Origin of the sequence: Clostridium beijerinckii, from assembly GCA_003129525.1 — a bacterium.
Lineage (GTDB): Bacteria > Bacillota > Clostridia > Clostridiales > Clostridiaceae > Clostridium > Clostridium beijerinckii_D.
Genome location: CP029329.1, coordinates 49,260 through 67,676, shown reverse-complemented (window position 1 = coordinate 67,676; position 18,417 = coordinate 49,260). Strand labels below are relative to the sequence as shown.

The window sequence follows — 18,417 nt, the reverse complement described above, 5'->3', positions numbered from 1 at the left end:
AAGTGTCCCAATCACATACGAGAATAGTTAACAAGAAATCTATCAGAATATTTAAAGATTACCTCTTATTTTTTATAAGAGGTAATTTTTTTTGCAAAATAATCAGTATAATATAGTGAGTTTGTAATAACATGGATCTTTTAAAATATAGAATATCTATGAAAAAACTTACAAATGAGTAATTACTTATGATATTTTGATGCTTTTCTCATTGAATTTAGGCAAAAACACGAACGATAGATTGATAAAAAACAAAAAAATTCATAAAATAAGCAAATTAGTATTGATTTATAAAGAAAACTATTGTAGCATTAAGTATGTAAAAAAGATATATATATAGCGCACTTAATGTATTACATTAGATTAAACAGATCGCTAAATATTAAAAAGTGATATGAAAAAGTAAAATGTAATGATTGGTATGTGATATATAAATAATAAAAAGTTTACCTGTATATGCTTAGAAATAGGGTCTAAGTGTTTCTACCAGACTACCGTAAATTGTCTGACTATGGGTGTTTATAGATATTTTCGATTATTTATAAGCCCCTTTGTAATAACGAAGGGGTTTTATATTTTTATTGGGTATCTACGAATTCTTGTTATATTCTTTTATATTTTTATCAAGGTTAGTGCAATTAACTAACGAAAAATATTATTTTTGAGTTTCAGTTTCTATTTGTGGAGCTCATAAAATGGGGGGAATTTAAATTGGACAATTTATCAAAAAAATCAGTAAACGAAACGGAGAATGGTATGTTAGAAAAAATATTTCATTTATCAAAAAACAAAACAACTGTTAAGACAGAAATATTAGCAGGTATCACTACTTTTTTTACTATGGCATATATATTAGTAGTAAATCCTGATATTTTAAGTCAATCAGGCATGGATAAATCAGCCGTATTTACAGCAACAGCGTTGGCTTCTTGTATTGGTACTTTAATCATGTCATTTATTGCAAATTATCCATTTGGTATGGCACCAGGTATGGGATTAAATGCTCTTTTCACATTTACAATTTGTTTAACAATGAAGTTTTCATGGCAAACAGCTTTAGCAGCTTCATTGATTGAAGGATTTATATTTTTAGCACTTAATTTATTTAAAATTAGGCAAGTAATTATTGATAGTGTTCCTCAAACTTTAAAACATGCAATTAGTATAGGTATTGGATTTTTTATAGCTTTTATAGGATTACAAGGTTCAGGAATAGTAGTTGCTAATCCAGCTACATTAGTTGGTCTTGGAAACATAAAAAGTGCACCAGTTTTATTAGCTTTTGCTGGAGTAGTATTAATAGCAATACTATATCATAAAAATGTAAAAGGTTCGTTTATTATTGGGATGTTCGCTGTATACGCGCTTGGTGTAGTATTTGGAGTTGCTGAATTACCTAAAGGAATAGTATCAATGCCACCATCAGTTGCTCCAGTATTTATGCAATTCGATTTCAAGAGTGCAATGGTAATAGGAATAATTCCAGCTATTATGACTATGTTATTTATAGATATATTTGATAGTATTGGTACTTTAATTGGTTTAGCTTCAAAAGCTGGATACTTAGATGAAAAAGGTAATGTTCTTAATGCAGATAAAGTTTTAACGGCTGATGCCATTGGATCAGCAGTCGGAGCATGTTTAGGAACTTCTACACCTATTGCTTTCGTTGAGTCAGCAGCTGGTATTGCGGAAGGCGGAAGAACAGGCTTAGCTGGAGTAACAATTGCTGCCTTATTCTTCTTATCATTATTCTTTTCGCCAATTTTAACAGTTATACCAGGATTTGCAACAGCACCAGTTTTAATTGTTTTAGGATTATTAATGATGGAACCAATAACAAATGTAGATTTTTCAGATTTCACTGAAGGATTACCAGTATTCTTAACATTAATATTAACACTTTTAACTTACTCAATCACAACTGGTTTAGCATTTGGATTCATATCTTTTGTATTAATAAAAATATTTACAGGTAAAGCAAAAGAAGTTCCTAAGTCAATGTACATTGTTTCAATTTTATTTATTATAATGTTCATGATTTAAAACATAATCAATAAAAATACTTCATGATGTAAGAAATTTCTTACAGCGTGAAGTATTTTTTATTATAAAAATTTGAGTATTTTCAATTAACGAGGAATATAATATTAATGTATATTTTAAACAGGTAAGTTAAGTATATAATTATACAGTTAATATACAAAGAGACTATAATATTTTGAACCTTAAAGGATGTTTTTATTATATAAAACAGGATTATTCATATAATTATATACTAATACAATTGTTTGATATAAAATATAGAAAACTACAATAATAATTAATTGCAATGATATATGAGAGGAGTGAAATTAAAATGATAACATATAAAAATCTTTATGAAAATAAGAATATTGAAATAGTAGAAGCTAAAGGAGATATTAAAGTCCTTGAGTACAAAAAGGATTTAAGTGTAAATACTGCAAATGCAATGGCTTCATATTATGCTTCAGAAATGAACGTTAGAAAAAGACAAGTATTAATTGAGTTGAAAGGGAATGGATATACAATTAGTGCGGGAGCAATGCAATGGACTGCAGGAGGAGTTAACATGACTGCTGATGTTAAAGGATTTGGAGATTTGTTAGGAAAAGCTTTAGCTTCTAAGGTAACAAAGGAATCTGCAATTAAACCTAGATATCAAGGTAATGGCTTATTAATGTTAGAACCTACTTATAAACATATTTTAATTGAAGATGTTGCAGAATGGGATGGAATGGTATTAGATGATGGACTTTTCCTTGCTTGTGAATCAAAGGTTCAACAAAAGGTAGTAGCTAGATCAAATCTTTCTTCGGCAATGCTTGGAAACGAAGGATTATTTAATTTATGCCTCAAAGGAGAAGGATTTGCTGTATTAGAAAGTCCTGTTCCAAGAGATGAACTTATAGAATTTGTACTAGAGAATGATGAAGTTAGAATTGATGGAAATTTTGCAATTGCTTGGTCTAATTCATTAGATTTTAGAGTTGAAAAGTCTAGCAAAAGTTTACTTGGATCTGCTGTTTCTGGTGAAGGATTGGTTAATGTATACCGTGGAACAGGAAAAATACTTATGGCTCCTATAGCGTAAGACATCAATATATTAAAAAAATTAATGAGCTTGGCAAATATTTTATTATTGCCAAGCTCTTAATATTTAAATATGTTGTAATAGAATGAAAAAGTCATATTTTTATTATTAGATAAGTGACAAGGTTACTATCTTTTTACTTTAGTACCAAATGATTGATCCCACATATTTAAAGCTTCCATGAAATTGGTAGTATCTAGTTGAGTTGAACTTGGAAATGTTTTAATGGCATCTTCATAAGATTGTCTTATAGCTGGTTTTATTTTATCTTGACTTGCTTTAGGAGCTGCATCAAGGGAAACACCCTTGATGGAAGGACCTGGATAAAAATAACCACTATCATATGTTATTGCCTGCATATTTGGCGTCATTAGCCATTGCATTAGTTTTAAAACCACTTCGATTTTGTCATCAGTAAGTCCTTTTGGAAGAGCCATATACTGAGCATCTGAAACTAAAGTGGTGTTATCTAGCATAAATCCAGCGTAATTTTGAGGTATACCACCTGTAATTCTTTGATTCATATCCCATCCTAATTGACTAGCTACGATAGATCTTTTACCTTGATTTAATTCTGTGAATGTAGTACCAGTTTTAGCTGGATAATAATCTATATATTGATCAAGTTCTCTAATATAAGCCCAGGTCTTGTCCCAAGTTGCTGGATCTTTAGGATTCTTGTCTCCAAGGATATATGGTAACCCTTGAAGGAACGTTCTTCCTGGCCCTGAAGCAGCTGGTCTTGCATATGTAAATTTACCTGGATTAGCTTTAGCAAAAGCTAAAAGTTCATCAGGCGTCTTAGGAACATTCTGTACAGTATCTGGATTATAAGTAAACATAGGTCCACTAGGAGAAAATACATACGTTAAAGCATAACCATTTGTCAAATCATAAGTATCTTTAGCAGCAGTGCTATAGTTACTTTCTAAATCAGGAAAACTGCTGCTGTAGGTTGGCATAATCTTTTCTATAACATCTCTGTTAAGACATGTAGAAAGTCCATCAATTCCTGTGAAAATTAAGTTTGTTTGTACATCTTCAGCTAAAATTTGAGCTTTCAATAAAGAAGGAACTTCTACTGAGTTGGAGGTTTTAATTACAACATCTCCAATTAAACCAGGGTTTGCAGCTTTGAATTGATCTATAGCATCTCCGACTAATTGCATACTTCCTGAAACGTCAATTATATTTAAGGTAATAGGTTCCGTTGTTTTAGAAACATTTTTTGAACCACAACCGGTTAATATAGTGGCCATAAAAATTATTGCAAGTGCAATATTTAAAGATTTCAACTTTTTCATAATCATCCTCCATTTTAATTTATATAACATTTTTTGACTTTAATTCGATTAAGATATTTAATTATACTATATAAGTTGCAGTTTTAAATCTTCGGCAGATTAAGATACTGCTACCTAATTGATGTAGATTATTTTTTGCAACATATATAAATTATTAATAATACTTATAACTTGAATTTGTCCACTTCAGTCATCATAGAATTTGTCAAACTTGATAGAGTTTGAGCCGAAGTTGCTACTTCAGTAAAAGATGAATTTATTTGCTGTATTGAAGCGGCTATTTCTTCTGCCGAAGCGGCATTTTCTTCTGATATTCCAGAAATGTTTAATGTTTTTGATAGTATAAGGTCTTTTTCAATATGTATATTTTCAATAGATTTGTTCATATTATCAACTCTAGGCAGTATAGTACTTATGGCCTTAAATATTACAGCAAAGGATTTTATAGAATCTTCAATAAGTAATGATTGATTATTTAAGCTATCTCTGCCTAAATCTGTAGTTTTTACTGCTACTTGAGCTTCTTTATTAATATTAGAAATCAATTCACTTATATTATTAGCAGATAATTTAGACTGCTCTGCTAGTTTTCTAATTTCATCTGCAACTACAGAAAATCCTCGACCAACTTCTCCAGCACGAGCAGATTCAATTGCAGCATTTAATGCTAATAAATTAGTTTGTTCAGCAATTGAATTTATTATATTTGTTATGTCATTTACTTGTTCAACATCTTTGTCCAATTTAATGACTTTATTTCTTACAGTATCAAAAGAATCATTGACATTTTCTACAGAATCAAATAAAAACTTCAATTTGGAATTACTATCTTCTGCCATTGTACTAATGTCATTTATATTTGAGTTTACATCATTAATTGCCGAAGTTATCTGATCTAATGAATCTGAAAACTTGTCTAATGAATTTTTTACATTTATCAAGTCGCTAGACTGATCATTTGCAGCTATAGCCACTTCTTGAACAGCTGCATTCATTTCTTGTCCAGAGGCTGTCATTTCTTCAGAAGCTCCTAATAAATTAATTGCCTGCATATTTACAACATTTGTTGAATTTTTTATTTCTTCAATCATTACTGAAATATTTGAAACTGTTTTACTAAGTGACTTTTTCATTTTACCAAACTCATTTTCTAAAGTAGTATCTATCTTGATACTAAAATCTCCTTGAGAAATATTATCTAAATCTGATATTATTTCTTTCATGGATTTTCTTATAACCAAGATTATAGTAGAAGAAACAGCCATCATTAGAATAAAACCAATAAAGAAAGTAATAAAGAACATTTGAATACTTTTGACATATAAATTAATATTGTCATTATTAAGCGTGTTAGCCATTTTTGAACTGTAAGTGACTAAATTATCAAGAAAAAGTTGCATTTCATTCCCAAGTTGATTGAAATTTTCTAGGTCGATTCCATAAAGTTTAGTACCATTCTCAAAATTTTTAATTTGTGAAAGATACTTCTTAGAATCATTTTTAAATTCAGTTAGATTATTTTTTTCTAAAGAACTTAAAGATAAACTTTCATATTCGTCAACCATCTTATTCATGGTATCGTAATCATTATTAACAAGTTTTAAATCATCAGCATTAAAATCTGCAATAGATATTCTGTCAACATTTAATCTGATCTTTGAGAAATGTTGTCGAATTTCCTCAGTTTTTACAATTCGTCTTAAAGCACCCTCATACATTAATGTGGAATTCTTGTTAATAGTTCTCATATTACTATAGCCAACTATAGCAATAGATAGGGAAACAATTGTAGATAAAATAACCATTACGATAATACTGTTAATAACCTTAATATTTCTCAGCATAATTTTCTCCTTTCATAACCAATAATATTGTCATATACCATAATATATGTAAAATCTAAATAGTCAAAATTGAAATTGGAGTGTCTCATCAAAATATGCGTATAAAAGACATGTTTTTCTTGAATTTCCTTATTATTTAAAATTAAACTAAATTATTTTAATTCAACTGCTTTATTTTTAATAAATTATGATGAAATATACATTATAAAAGTGAATTTAATAAAAAAAATGGTTTTCATGAAAATTATTTAATATTACACTTGACATTGTAATCGATTATGATAATATTATATCATAACTACCATACAAGTATGGCAGTAGAAAAAATACAGGAGGATAATACAAAAGTGGCTTTTAAAGTAAGTAAAAATTCTACAAGTAAAACTATATATTATGAACTCAGAGAAGAAATTATTAATTTACAGCTTGTGCCTGGCGTTAATATTTCTGAAAAAGAAATTTCAGAAAAATATAATGTGAGTAGAACTCCTGTTAGAGAATCATTTGTTCGTTTATCACAGGAAGGACTGCTAAGTATTTACCCCCAAAAGGGTACAGTCGTTTCCTTAATTGATTTAGATGCTGTTGAAGAAGGAAGATTTTTACGTGAACATTTAGAAAGAGCGGTTATAAAACAAGCTTGTGAAGAATTTCCACAGGAAAAGATATTTGCTTTAGAAATGAATCTAAAATTTCAGAAGATGTACATGCAAGATCATGATTTCAAAAAATTATTTGAAGCTGATGAGGAATTCCATAGAATAATTTTTGAAGGTTGCAACAAAAAAAGGATATGGGCAACTATTCAAGAAATGAGTAGTGATTTTCAACGGATTAGGTTACTTAGATTATTAGCTGATTTTACATGGGATAATATTTATTTACAGCATAAAGGTATTGTTGAGGCTATAAAAAACAAAAATTCTGAAATAGCTGAAAAAGTTATGGAAGAACATTTAAATATGGTTCTCTTTGATAAAAATCAATTAAAAGAAGGCTATCCAAACTATTTTAAAGAATAAAATGACTTTTTCTTAACTTTAGTTTTATTACATATAAATGTACTTTTACTAATTTGAGTTTCAATTTAAGGCGGTGATGCTATTAAAAACAGTAGAGATTAAATTTGCCAGCTTTTTAATATGAAAGTTATTTGAGAAGAATGACACTATAAAACAAAATTAAACAAAAGATCTGGAGGAATGTTACTATGAAAATGGGGTTTAGATGGTATGGTGAAGGCAATGACACCGTAACGCTTGAACAAATAAAACAAATTCCTGGAGTTGAAGGAATTGTTTGGGGTCTTCATGATATGCCAGCAGGCGATGAATGGCCAATGGAAAAAATTCTTGAAGTTAAAAAAGTAGCTGATGAGAATGGATTTAATATTGATGTTGTCGAAAGTGTTAATGTGCACGAAGATATTAAATTAGGATTACCTACTAGAGATAAATACATAGAAAATTATAAGAGAACAATAGAAAAGTTAGCTAAGGTTGGAGTAAAAGTAATTTGCTACAATTTCATGCCTGTATTTGATTGGCTTAGAACAGATTTGTTTAAAAAGACAGAAGATGGATCTACAGCACTTTTCTATGAAAAAGAAAAAATTAAAGATATAGATCCAATGGAATTGGTTAATAAAATAGCATCAAATCCAAATCTTACAATGCCAGGTTGGGAACCAGAAAGATTAAAGAATTTATCTCAACTTTTTGAAGCCTACAAGAACGTTACAGAGGAAGATTTATGGGATAACTTAAAATATTTCTTAGAACAAATTATACCTGTTGCAGAAATTAATGATATCAAGATGGCTATTCATCCGGATGATCCACCTTGGCCAATATTTGGATTACCAAGAATTGTTTCAAATAGAGACCATGTAGCAAGATTATTAAAACTTGTTGATAATCCATATAATTGTCTTACTCTTTGTAGTGGTGCTATGGGTTCTGACCCAAATAATAATATACCAGCGATTATAAGAGAATTTGGCAGCAGAATAGCTTTTGCTCATATAAGAAACGTAAAGATTTACGAAAATGGTGATTTTATTGAGACTTCTCATAGAACTTGTGATGGTTCATTAGATATATGCGATATAGTTAAGGCTTATCATGAAATTGGATTCACTGGTTATGCAAGACCAGATCATGGAAGACATATTTGGAATGAAAAATGTAGACCAGGTTATGGACTTTATGATAGAGCACTTGGAATTATGTATATGTGGGGAATATGGGATAGTCTTGAAAGAAATAAATAAATAGATTTATTAATAGGCCAAAATTTTATATTGAAGTAGTCTTTACTTACTATAAGTATTAAAATATGGCCTATTTTTAATAATAAATAATTATTAAAAAGAAGGGAGAAGAACATGAATAATACAAAGATAATACTAAATAAGGAAACTATAAAAGATAAAGATTTATGGAAAAAAGCTAACGTAGAACTTCCTAATTTTGACTATGATAAAATGTCAGAATTAACAATGAAAAAGCCTACATGGGTTCACTTTGGAGCTGGAAACATATTTAGAGGATTTATAGCAGTGTTGCAACAAGAACTTTTAAATGCTGGAAAAGTGGATACTGGAATTGTAGCCGTTAACTTACACGGTGATGAACTTATTAATAAAATATATAAGCCTTATGACAATTTGAGTTTACTTGTAATTATGAAGCCTGATGGTAGTTTAGAGAAGAAAGTTGTAGGAAGTATAACTGAAAGTCTAGTTGGTGAGTACTCAAAAGAAAACGATTGGAAGAGACTACAAGATATATTTGCAAATCCATCATTACAAATGGCAAGTTTTACAATAACAGAAAAAGGTTATAGTGTGAAAGACATTTCAGAAGAGGACCTTGTAGATGGCTTAGAACATCCAAACAACACTATGGCTAAGATTGCATCATTAGCATATACAAGATATAAAAATGGTGAGTTACCTATTGCTTTTGTAAGCATGGATAATTGTGCACGTAATGGAGAAAAACTTCATGATGCCATAGAAACAATCGTAAAAAAATGGATTGAAAATGGGCTTGTAGAAGAAGGTTTTCTTAAATACATTAACAATACTAAAAAAGTATCATTCCCTTGGAGTATGATTGACAAAATCACACCAAGACCTTCTCAAAGTGTTGAAGAAACACTAAAGAAAGATGGAATTGAAAACATGGGTATCGTACGTACACAAAATAATACGTATGCAGCTCCATTCGTTAATGCAGAAGGACCACAATATCTTGTAATTGAAGACGATTTTGCAAATGGTCGTATGGCTTTAGAAGATGCAGGGGTATATCTAACTGATAGAAAGACAGTAGGAAAAGTTGAAACAATGAAGGTAACTACTTGCTTAAACCCATTACACACTGCTTTAGCAGTTTTGGGATGTCTACTTGGATATGAATTAATTGCAGATGAAATGAAAGATCCATGTTTAAAGAAATTAGTAGAAAAGATTGGGTATGAAGAAGGAATGCCAGTTGTAGTAAGTCCTGGTATATTAGATCCAAAAGAATTTATTAAAGAGGTAATTGAAGTTAGACTTCCTAATATATATATACCTGATACACCTCAAAGAATAGCATCAGACACATCTCAAAAAGTTGGAATAAGATTTGGAGAAACAATTAAGTCTTACGCTAAGAGAGAAGATTTAGATGCTAAAGATCTTAAATATATTCCTATTGCAATTGCTGGGTGGTGTAGATATTTGATGGGTATAGATGATAATGGTAATAAGTTTGAACTAAGTCCAGATCCTTTATTAGATGAGTTAACAAAATATGTTTCAGACATAAAACTAGATTCTACTGAATTAGTAGGAGATAGATTAAAACCAATACTTAGTAATGAAGAAATATTTGGAGTAAATCTTTATGACGTTGGTTTAGGAGAAAAGATTGAAGGTTATTTCAATGAAATGATTTCTGGAATTAATGCTGTTAAATTAACATTAGAGAAGCATTTAGATTGCAAATAATTATTACACTAAAAAGCATTATATAAAAAGTAAACATTTTTATCATTCTTCATCTATTATTTTTGGCAAAGGAATAAACAAAGAATGATAAGAACGTCTAAATAAAAATAATATAATATATCTTACAATATAACACAAATTAAATTTATTAACAACTTTGCTTAGAGTAAGACTAACACTCACATTTTTTACTCAAGCAAGTTATAATATTGAACGTTTGAAACAATAAAAGCTATTAACTGAATTATATGATAAAAGAAAACGTTATGTTTAATCTAAATAAAAATAAAAAGTATACTTTAATATTTACAAAGAAATTATCAAAAATGGAGATGATTAACTTGAAAAATTTTATGGATGAGAATTTTTTATTAAGTAATAGTACAGCTGTAGAATTATATCATAGCTATGCAAAGGATATGCCTATTATTGATTATCACTGTCATATAGATCCAAAGGAAATATATGAAAATAAAAAGTTTAATAATATAACTGAAGCATGGTTATATGGAGATCACTATAAGTGGAGAGGCATGAGAAGTAATGGAATAGAAGAGAAATTCATTACAGGAGATGCAAGCGATTATGAAAAATTTATGGCTTGGTCGGAAACAATACCTATGGCTATAGGAAATCCTCTTTATCATTGGACTCACTTAGAACTTCAAAGATTTTTTGGAATATATGAACCTTTAGACGAAGATACTGCTCCATTAATTTGGGATAAGGCCAACAAATTACTTAGTGGAGAAGGATTTAGAGTAAGAGATTTAATTACAAAGTCAAATGTTGATTTTCTATGCACAACAGATGATCCTATTGATACATTAGAATATCATATAAAACTTAAAGAAGATGAGAGCTTTAATGTAAAAGTTTTACCAACATTTAGACCTGATAAAGGAATTGAAATAAATGCAGATGGATTTGTTTCATGGGTAAAAAGTTTAGAACAAATATCTCAAATAAATATTACTGATTATGATAAATTTTTACAAGCACTTGAATCAAGAGTAAGATTTTTCCACTCAGTTGGGTGTAGAATATCAGATCATGGTTTAGACGGAACAGTAGTATATGCAGAAACTTCAAAAGAAGAAGCAACAGCTATATTTACAAAAGCGTTACAAGGTAAATCTGTAAGTATAGAAGAGGAAAAGAAATATAAGACTTATACAATAGCATTTGTAGCTAAACTTTATCATGAATTAGGATGGACAATGCAACTTCATATTGCAGCTCTTAGAAGTAATAATACAAGAATGCTAGAAAAAATAGGACCTAATACTGGATTTGATTCTATAAATGATGACAGTATGGCTTACCCTCTTTCTAGACTTTTAGATTTATTAGATAAAGAGAATTCTCTTCCAAAAACTATTTTATATACATTAAATCCAAAGGATAACTATGTTCTTGGATCTATGCTAGGAAACTTCCAAGGAGATGGAATTCCAGGTAAAATACAGTTTGGTTCAGCTTGGTGGTTTAATGATAATAAAGATGGAATGATTGAACAAATGAAAGCATTATCTAACCTTGGATTATTAAGTCGTTTTGTTGGAATGCTAACTGATTCTAGAAGCTTTTTATCATATACAAGACATGAATACTTTAGACGAATAGTATGTAATTTAATTGGAGAATGGGTTGAAAATGGTGAAGTACCAAGAAACATGAAATTACTGAAAAAAGTTGTTGAAGGTATATGTTATAACAATGCGAAGGAATACTTCGGAATTTAAACAAAAGATTAATTATATATGTTGTATTAATAAATTTACAACTGAAGTTCTGTGAAGATAATTATATGGAAACTATCTGAATGTAGAGTTTTAATTACAACATATATAATGATTAAACCACAAAAACTATAAAGTATCGTGATTAGTTTGACAGCTTTGCTTCAAATTCTAAAAAATATAATTTAAAACAGTTAATTATTACAGCAACTATACATGCAATTATATTGAGAAAACACTCTATGCCACTTTCAAGAAACTGTTTTAACAGTTTCTTGAAGTTATAGGCTGCGATTTTAAATCCAACCCATAATTTTGAGCGCAATAATCCCCGGATAGGCATGGTATCAATTTTATATCTTCTCCTCAAAACAGAAGGAATACCTTCTATACCAGCCCTTTTATTTGCAAGCTTTATATACTCACTCTCGTGCATTTTTTCTCTTTGAGTAGCTGTATTATAAGCTTTTTCGCTAACTCTTATGGTATTAAATTTCTTTGATATTTTCTTTGGACATTGTGAATTTAAAGGACATTTTTCACATGTACTGGAGTCAAATTTGGCTGTATAAGATTTTGAACTATAATAAGACTCTACAGGTTCGACTCCGTTAGGACAACAACTTATTACATTTTTTTCGTCATCTACAATGAATTTTGAATAACTCAGTTTATCAGTAGATACTTTTCTGCCAACTAGTTGACTTGGAATCATTTCAATTCCTTGTTTTAAAGCATTTTTGGCTTTTTCTTGTTCATAGTAAGCACCATCAACTAGTAGTTTACAGTTTGAATTTTTATTTTGTGAAGCTAAATTAGCAATAACATCATCAGCAAATTTTGAATCGCTGTGAATATTTTGCTTAAGGTCATAGCCTGTTATAACACTGTTTTTATCATTAAATGATTCTTGTATATTAACAACATAACCAACGTTACCACCATATTTTTTTCTGTAGGTTGCATCTTTGTCAGTTGGATTTTGTAAACTAGTTGAAGTTATATCTTTTGAATCTTTAATAACTAAATTTTTTGCAGCATCTTCTGTAGTTTGGTCCTGAATAACTCTATTTAAAAGTTGAAACTCTTCTGTTGAAGTAACTATATCTCCAGCTTTCAGAGCGATATTGTATAGAATTTTAGAATGTTCGATTAAAATTGAAAGTTTTGAATCAGCCTTTAAATCTTGAGTTCTATATATAGTGTCATTTTTATGCCCCTTTTCAAGGTACGGTTTTAGTTCATCACTTATAATAGGTGGATTTATTATATTTAGAGCTTTAATAAGTCTGCTATTTATAGAATATACTAGCTCAATTCTACTTAATTTTTTGCATGATGAACTAACCATTAACGAATCCACTCTAACTTTTTTATTATCAACAGATAAATACTTAGCAATGCTTTCGGATAAAGCTTCAACTTCAGCTTTTATTAAGTCTTCATTAGTTGACGCTTCATATTCAACAAGTCTGTTTCTAAAATTTGTTAGAGTATTTATAGATACTGGTTGTGTTTCATAATTAGTTGTATTTAAAGCATATTGATATCTTACATCGAAATGAATAGAGCCGATAAGCTCTTCATCAGTCTGCTGAAATATTTCTTTTATAATTAGTAAGCCAAGAATAACATTAATAGGTGAATTAGGCCTTGAGGCTTTATTGCTATATAAAACCGAAAAACGCTCCTCATTTATTCGCGGAAAAATATGATCCTTAAATGCCTTAGCCCAACTTTTATTTAAAATATCTTGAAGGTATTTTGGCATTTGGTTGATTGGTTCAAATAATGAAGTTTGTTGAAGGTCATTTTTGCAAAACATAGTAATTCTCCTCATACGTTTAATTTTATAATGCTATTATATCATTAAATTCTAATTGGATGATATTTGTCAGCTTTTTGTGGTCTAATCATATAATAAAAAATATTAATGAAAGAAAGAGGTAATTGATATGTCGAATAAAGCAAAAAAAATTACTGTAGCTAGAGGCGTTGGTTATGGATTAGTTGATTTAATGGGAGGTGGCGCTTTTACCATTATTGGAGCCTTCTTATTATTCTTCTATACAACATTTGCAGGGTTATCACCAATTGAAGGTGCATCTATTATTGCCATTGCTCGTATTGTGGATGCAGTTGCCAGCTTATTTATAGGAAGTATATCAGATAACTTTTATAAAACTAAATTAGGAAAAATGTTTGGAAGACGTCGTTTCTTCTTATTAATCGGAGCACCTTTAATGGCAGTCTACGTGCTATTATGGACAACAGGAAGAAGTTATACGTTCTATCTATTAACTTATTTAGCATTTGAAATAATTGCTGCCATGATATTAATTCCATGGGAGACACTACCATCTGAAATGACAAAAGATTTTAATGAGAGAACTAAATTATCTGCATCTAGAATGTTTATTTCTGCAACAGGTACATTCTTAGCTACTTTTGTTCCTGGAAGATTAATTAAATACTTTGGTGATCAAAATCCAGAAGCATACTTTATTAACGGACTATTCTTTGCTATTATATATGCAATTTGTATATTTATATCATATAAATGTACTTGGGAAAGAGAACTTACACCTGAAATGCAAGCAGAATTATTAAAGGGTTCTGAAAAGAAAAGTATTGGTGAACAATTAAAAGGTATGGTTACAGTATTAGGTGATTATATATCTACATTTAAGGTTAGAGCCTTTAGACAACATTTAGCAATTTACATATTATCATTTACTGCTAAAGATTTATTTAACTCTGTATTTATATATTTCTGTGTTTATGCTTTAGTAGTTCCATCTACTCTTGCAGCTAGTATACTTTCACTTAGTCTTATTGGTATACCTACAACTATTATAGGTGGATTCTTAATGATTAAGGTTGGACCTGGTAACATATTTAAATTATCGTATACAACTATGATTATTTGTTTATTAGGATTCTACAGTGTTTATAAAATGGGATTAGGATCAAACACTGTACTATTATTTGTAATTGGTGCTGTATATCAAATAGGTAGAAGTTTATTAGAATTCACTCCATGGAATGTATTCCCATTCATACCAGACGTTGATGAAATGATTACAAGACAAAGAAGAGAAGGACTTTTTGCAGCAGTTATGACTTTCACAAGAAAGAGTAGTGTAGCAATAGCTACATTTGCTGTCGGTGTTATATTACAAAATGGTGGATTTGTTAAAGGACAAGCAACTCAACCAGAATCAGTAATCACAACTATTGCAAATATCTTACTTTATGGATGCATAGGATTGCTTTTATTAGCGCTAATTTTTGCTATAACTTTCAAACTTAATAAAAGAACTCATGGTATATTAGTAGATGAAGTTGACCGTTTAAAAGATGGTGGTTCAAAAGCTGATGTTACTCCAGAAACAAGAGCAATTGTTGAAAATCTTACTGGATATAAATATGAAGATGTTTGGAAAGACGCTACAGTATAAACTAATAAGTTAAAGTAGAAAAAGAGCCTATATCTAAACATATTTTAACTTGATTCTTATAGCTGCCTTAGGATGAAAAATGAATTCTCATTTTAAGGCGGCGAATTTAAAATAAAATAAGTTAGGAGATTTTAATATGAATAATAAAATTAATTGTCTTTACTGTGATAAGGATGAAAAACTTGATAACTTAATGATTGAAGTATGTAAACTTAATGTATCTACTCTTTTTTTGTTCAAGGAACAAAGCTACAAAGGAAGATGCGTAGTTGCTTATAACAAGCATGTAAATGAATTATTTGAGCTAGAAGATAAAGAACTAGAATTATTTATGAAAGATGTTACTAGAGCTGCTTCTGCAATTAAAAAGACTTTTTCACCTGATAAAGTAAATTATGGAGCATATTCAGATACACTTCAACATCTTCATTTCCATTTAGCTCCTAAGTATAAGGATGGATATTCATGGGGTGGAGTATTTGAAATGAATCCTCAAAAGACATATTTAAGCGATGAAGAATATACTGAAAGAATTAATCTAATAAAAGAAAATTTATAATTTGTTTAATAATAACAAATATAAATAATTTAGAATAACAATTCAAAAATAGTAGAGTAAGGAAGTAATATAAGATATTCCTTACTCTATTTTTATGGATATAATTATAAATAGTATATAGGAATAATAGATAATTTTGTGGATAGGGAATAATATTAAATTTATCATATATAGATAAATAGTGAAGTAGTTAATAAGTGGTGATGTACTTGAAAGAACGATGATATGATATTTACCCAATAAATTACAATAATCTAATTAAAAAAATTAAAGATTTAAAAAGATTAGGAGGGTAAGATGGTTTCATTTGTATTAATTACAATCTCTATTTTATCTATACTGTATTTACTTAGACTAATTAAATACAAATTCAGAAATCAAAAAAGTGATTTCATAAGGAATATTCAAATAGCACTATATATAGCAACATTTCTACCTCTCTTAACAATAGGATTACTAGCATTTTTTGATAATGGAACAATTGCTATATCAACAATGATAATATATTCAATAATATACTTATTTTATATACTATATAAGAAACATAAAGTTAAAGAAGATTTAAGCACAATAGTAGATAAAAATTCTGTTGAAATCATTGATGAAAATGAAGATTCTATTATTGAGATTAAAGTAGATTTAAATGATGAGTAACTTAAAGTATTAATAAAATATGATTTAGAGGGTGAATAAAATTCACTCTCTAGATTTGTTATAAATTATGGTATTGGAGATGAAAGATATGAAAAAAATTTTTGCATGTATAAGTATAATTCTTTTAATAGGGTTTGTAGTTTTAGCAAAAGAAACAGAATATGCTTTAATAGGATGTGCAATATTTATTGTTATACTATCGGTATTTACTTTTCATCAATTTTACAAATACCATGAAAATAAAAAAGAAATTTCTAATATATGTTTTACCTTAAAAAGAGATAATCTTATGGCTCAAATTATTAATTGTACTTTATTTGCTTATCATTTGTTTAACGATATATCAAATAATAAACTGAATGCTTCAGAAAACACAGATTTTTTGATTAGTATTGGTATTCTAATATATGTAGTTATCCAATTATACATTGTTGTATTCCATACACCTAAATTATCTACAAATGGTTTTTTGTGCTCAGATGGTAATTTTATATTCTTTGATAAAATAAAATCTATAAAAAGTGAAGATGGTGCTATGTTACTTTGTAAAAAATTGACGGTCGAGTATGATGAGGATAAATCAGAACTTTTTAAAGCAGACCGATTTGATTATGAAAACATTAAGAATCATCTGGGAATGTATGGATCTCTTCATGTTGAAGAAATAAATTAGGCATGTAAAAGATGAAAAATAGACTATCATAGTGATTTGTTATTTTAATCATGAGACTTAGGGAAAGGGATTTTTGTTAAAAAAAACATTACTGATGTGATATTATCTGTTATCAACCAATTATTATGAAATAATATCCACTGAAAAGACTAGTAGCTTATCAGTGGAATAATAGAAAGTTTATGCTTAATCTGGATAGATTAAGTTTTTATCAGTTATATGTAACAAAACTTCATTAAGAAATTTATTTGCTATATATTTTGCCATAGGCAGATTCATATCTAAATAATTTCCACAATCTCTAGCAGATGCACCAGGGATATCTCCACAGTAGCTTGAAATAAATTCATATAGTTCTGTAAGAAGATTAATTATATCCTTCGATTCATAATCACCACTTAAGATTAAATAAAAACCAGTTCTGCAGCCCATAGGTCCAAAATAAACAGTCTTTTCTCCATAGTCTTTATTATTTCTTAAAAATGTCGCAGCTAAATGTTCGAATGCATGAATTTCTGCAGTATTCATAACAGGTTCATAATTTGGTCTAGTCATTCTAATATCAAAGGTTGTAAGAACTACTTCTCCAAACTTATCTTTTCTTGAAACGTAAACACCTGGAAGTAATTCCAAATGATTAATTGTAAAACTTTGAATTTTATCCACTATAATCACTCCTATCTAAATTAGAACAAATCATACCTGTAAACAATTGGTTTGATTTGATAATTACTATTAGTTTAAATTTTCCTTGTACACTGATTGATTTAATTGTATTTTAACATTTATAATTTAGATTATCAATAAACTAATAAAATATCCCCTCAGAATAGTTATTCTGAGGGGATATTTTATTAGCCATATATTTTTTCTTCAAAACCAGATAGGGTAAGAATAATATTTAAATTTCCGTTTCTACATCTTAAATCATCCAAGGAAGACCAACAGCTAAAGTGAAAAATACATAAACTATATCTTTTGGATCTCCAGGAGCACTTCTAAAACGAATTATTGAATGTAATTTTTACCAGACTTGCAATGCTCATCAGGATTCATATATTCAAG

Annotated in this window: 14 protein-coding genes, 1 pseudogene and 1 riboswitch; of the genes and pseudogenes, 10 read left to right on the top strand and 5 right to left on the bottom strand. The window is 28.9% G+C overall.

Annotated features, from left to right (window positions below):
- Positions 1 to 430 precede the first annotated feature (430 nt).
- Positions 431 to 532, top strand: a riboswitch (purine riboswitch).
- 224 nt (positions 533 to 756) lie between these two features.
- Both DIC82_00310 and DIC82_00305 read left to right on the top strand, forming a co-directional pair.
- Positions 757 to 2,046: a guanine permease gene (locus DIC82_00310; GenBank protein ID AWK53001.1), complete on the top strand. Its 1,290-nt coding sequence runs from the start codon at positions 757 to 759 to the stop codon at positions 2,044 to 2,046.
- Between the two features lie 313 nt (positions 2,047 to 2,359).
- Positions 2,360 to 3,115, top strand: a complete 756-nt coding sequence (locus DIC82_00305; GenBank protein ID AWK49624.1) for a transcriptional regulator — start codon at positions 2,360 to 2,362, stop codon at positions 3,113 to 3,115.
- Positions 3,116 to 3,243: 128 nt separating this feature from the next.
- Here the strand turns inward: DIC82_00305 and DIC82_00300 are convergent, their stop codons facing one another.
- The gene (locus DIC82_00300) at positions 3,244 to 4,419 is read right to left on the bottom strand and encodes an ABC transporter substrate-binding protein (GenBank protein ID AWK49623.1); all 1,176 of its coding nucleotides are present in this window, start codon (positions 4,417 to 4,419) and stop codon (positions 3,244 to 3,246) included.
- A 164-nt stretch (positions 4,420 to 4,583) separates the two neighbouring features.
- Positions 4,584 to 6,263, bottom strand: coding sequence for a chemotaxis protein (locus DIC82_00295; GenBank protein ID AWK49622.1), 1,680 nt, complete (start codon positions 6,261 to 6,263; stop codon positions 4,584 to 4,586).
- 347 nt (positions 6,264 to 6,610) lie between these two features.
- Between DIC82_00295 and DIC82_00290 the strand changes: the two genes are divergently transcribed.
- The 4 genes from DIC82_00290 to DIC82_00275 all read left to right on the top strand — a co-directional run bounded on the left by DIC82_00290 (position 6,611) and on the right by DIC82_00275 (position 12,008).
- Entirely contained in the window at positions 6,611 to 7,285 is a 675-nt protein-coding gene (locus DIC82_00290; GenBank protein AWK49621.1) for a GntR family transcriptional regulator, read from the top strand.
- Between the two features lie 188 nt (positions 7,286 to 7,473).
- Positions 7,474 to 8,535, top strand: coding sequence for a mannonate dehydratase (uxuA, locus tag DIC82_00285; protein ID AWK49620.1), 1,062 nt, complete (start codon positions 7,474 to 7,476; stop codon positions 8,533 to 8,535).
- A gap of 114 nt (positions 8,536 to 8,649) precedes the next feature.
- Positions 8,650 to 10,263 carry a mannitol dehydrogenase family protein gene (locus DIC82_00280; GenBank protein ID AWK49619.1) on the top strand — a complete coding sequence of 538 codons (1,614 nt, stop codon included), beginning with the start codon at positions 8,650 to 8,652 and terminating at the stop codon, positions 10,261 to 10,263.
- A gap of 341 nt (positions 10,264 to 10,604) precedes the next feature.
- On the top strand, positions 10,605 to 12,008 hold the full coding sequence (locus tag DIC82_00275; GenBank protein AWK49618.1) for a glucuronate isomerase: 1,404 nt from the start codon (positions 10,605 to 10,607) through the stop codon (positions 12,006 to 12,008).
- 142 nt (positions 12,009 to 12,150) lie between these two features.
- On the opposite strand, the gene DIC82_00270 is transcribed toward DIC82_00275, so the two are convergent.
- On the bottom strand, positions 12,151 to 13,845 hold the full coding sequence (locus DIC82_00270; GenBank protein ID AWK49617.1) for a DDE transposase: 1,695 nt from the start codon (positions 13,843 to 13,845) through the stop codon (positions 12,151 to 12,153).
- 115 nt (positions 13,846 to 13,960) lie between these two features.
- On the opposite strand from DIC82_00270, the gene DIC82_00265 reads away from it, so the two are divergent.
- The 4 genes from DIC82_00265 (at position 13,961) to DIC82_00250 (ending at position 17,352) form a co-directional block, all read left to right on the top strand.
- On the top strand, positions 13,961 to 15,466 hold the full coding sequence (locus DIC82_00265; GenBank protein AWK49616.1) for an MFS transporter: 1,506 nt from the start codon (positions 13,961 to 13,963) through the stop codon (positions 15,464 to 15,466).
- 136 nt (positions 15,467 to 15,602) lie between these two features.
- Complete coding sequence (locus DIC82_00260; GenBank protein ID AWK49615.1) at positions 15,603 to 16,025, top strand: HIT family protein; 423 nt, start codon at positions 15,603 to 15,605, stop codon at positions 16,023 to 16,025.
- Between the two features lie 297 nt (positions 16,026 to 16,322).
- On the top strand, positions 16,323 to 16,679 hold the full coding sequence (locus tag DIC82_00255; protein ID AWK49614.1) for a hypothetical protein: 357 nt from the start codon (positions 16,323 to 16,325) through the stop codon (positions 16,677 to 16,679).
- Positions 16,680 to 16,767: 88 nt separating this feature from the next.
- Complete coding sequence (locus tag DIC82_00250; GenBank protein AWK49613.1) at positions 16,768 to 17,352, top strand: hypothetical protein; 585 nt, start codon at positions 16,768 to 16,770, stop codon at positions 17,350 to 17,352.
- A gap of 186 nt (positions 17,353 to 17,538) precedes the next feature.
- On the opposite strand, the gene DIC82_00245 is transcribed toward DIC82_00250, so the two are convergent.
- The gene (locus tag DIC82_00245; protein ID AWK49612.1) at positions 17,539 to 18,018 is read right to left on the bottom strand and encodes an S-ribosylhomocysteine lyase; all 480 of its coding nucleotides are present in this window, start codon (positions 18,016 to 18,018) and stop codon (positions 17,539 to 17,541) included.
- Between the two features lie 271 nt (positions 18,019 to 18,289).
- Positions 18,290 to 18,367, bottom strand: a pseudogene (locus DIC82_00240) (DUF4956 domain-containing protein).
- Between the last annotated feature and the right edge of the window lie 50 nt (positions 18,368 to 18,417).

Coding starts and splice junctions, on each gene's coding strand:
- DIC82_00295 (AWK49622.1), bottom strand. CDS start 6,263: ATGCTGAGAAATATTAAGGTTATTAACAGTATTATCGTAATGGTTATT.
- uxuA (AWK49620.1), top strand. CDS start 7,474: ATGAAAATGGGGTTTAGATGGTATGGTGAAGGCAATGACACCGTAACG.
- DIC82_00270 (AWK49617.1), bottom strand. CDS start 13,845: ATGAGGAGAATTACTATGTTTTGCAAAAATGACCTTCAACAAACTTCA.
- DIC82_00250 (AWK49613.1), top strand. CDS start 16,768: ATGAAAAAAATTTTTGCATGTATAAGTATAATTCTTTTAATAGGGTTT.
- DIC82_00280 (AWK49619.1), top strand. CDS start 8,650: ATGAATAATACAAAGATAATACTAAATAAGGAAACTATAAAAGATAAA.
- DIC82_00265 (AWK49616.1), top strand. CDS start 13,961: ATGTCGAATAAAGCAAAAAAAATTACTGTAGCTAGAGGCGTTGGTTAT.
- DIC82_00260 (AWK49615.1), top strand. CDS start 15,603: ATGAATAATAAAATTAATTGTCTTTACTGTGATAAGGATGAAAAACTT.
- DIC82_00305 (AWK49624.1), top strand. CDS start 2,360: ATGATAACATATAAAAATCTTTATGAAAATAAGAATATTGAAATAGTA.
- DIC82_00255 (AWK49614.1), top strand. CDS start 16,323: ATGGTTTCATTTGTATTAATTACAATCTCTATTTTATCTATACTGTAT.
- DIC82_00310 (AWK53001.1), top strand. CDS start 757: ATGTTAGAAAAAATATTTCATTTATCAAAAAACAAAACAACTGTTAAG.
- DIC82_00300 (AWK49623.1), bottom strand. CDS start 4,419: ATGAAAAAGTTGAAATCTTTAAATATTGCACTTGCAATAATTTTTATG.